The sequence below is a fragment of the Dietzia sp. B19 genome (genome assembly GCF_014145155.1).
Taxonomy (GTDB): domain Bacteria; phylum Actinomycetota; class Actinomycetes; order Mycobacteriales; family Mycobacteriaceae; genus Dietzia; species Dietzia natronolimnaea.
Genome location: NZ_JAALED010000437.1, coordinates 1 through 1,142, shown reverse-complemented (window position 1 = coordinate 1,142; position 1,142 = coordinate 1). Strand labels below are relative to the sequence as shown.

The window sequence follows — 1,142 nt, the reverse complement described above, 5'->3', positions numbered from 1 at the left end:
GCGGTGATGGCCGCGGCCGCCGCCCTCGTGCTCCTGGCGAGTGGGTGTTCCGCCGACGCCGAGCCCGCCGACGCCGCCGGGGACCGCGGGGCTCCGGGTCCCGAACCGGTGCTGGTGGGCGAGCTGCTCGCCGATCCGAGTTCGATCGCCGTGCGGCCCGGCACCGCGGAACTGTGGATCACCAACGCCGCCGACGACTCTCTGACCGTGATCGACCCGGCCGACGCCTCCTCGGCTCGCACGCTGCGGGACGGGTACGGGGAGCACTTCACGGCCAGGCCCTCCGGGATCGCCTTCAACGAGGACGGCTCGTTCTTCGCCGTGTCAAACGACTCCAACAACGAGGTCCGCGACATGAAGTTCGTGCTCAACCCGGAGCGCGATACGCATTTTCGCGACAACAACTTCATGGGCCCCTCGCTCTTCTCCCCGGAGACCTTCGCCCTGGCGGGCCAGAACAAGCCCTATCTCGCCGACTGGCCGCAGCCGGGGTTGAGTCACGATCCGCCGGACGACATCCCCGAGCACCAGTGCCCGGCCGAGTACTGGTCGGACACGATCTCGCGGTGCGTGTGGCCCCGTCAGGGCAGCCACCTGGACATGCTGCACGGCAACCCACTGAGCACCGGGATCCTGCACGACGCCGTCAACGCGTACTACGTCCTCGACGGCTGCGGGGTCGGTGACACCGAGGGCGGGTGCAGCGGGCCGGGGCACGTGGCCCGCGTGGACTTCAACCGCGACCACCAGGAGGGCAACGGTTTCCACGGGGACGGCACCACCCGGCGCTACATCGACCTGCCCTACGAGCGCGTCGACGGCGTCCCGAGCGGGATGATGGCCCACGGCGGCTGGGTCTACTACGCCGACACCGGCGCGGGCGTGGTCCGCCGGTTCCAGCCGGACAGCGGGCGCACCGAGGTCATGGTCTCCAACTGGAACGGCTCCCCCGCCGGCCACGGCGAGCACGGCCCCGGCGTGATCGACTGGAGCCACCTCCCCGGCGGCCCCGGCGACGGCGACGACCCGGAGACCGTCCGGACGTGGGTCGACGAGCACGGGAACCGCGACGCCATAGACGCCGCCGGGGACCGCTGGATCATGCCGCGCGAGACCCTCGCCGAGTACTCCTACGTGTGGGA

Annotated in this window: 1 protein-coding gene; it reads left to right on the top strand. The window is 71.2% G+C overall.

The features are described from left to right. Positions 1-6: 6 nt before the first annotated feature. A partial coding sequence (locus G6020_RS12360) for a hypothetical protein (protein ID WP_182610830.1) occupies positions 7-1,142 on the top strand: 1,136 nt, incomplete at its 3' end.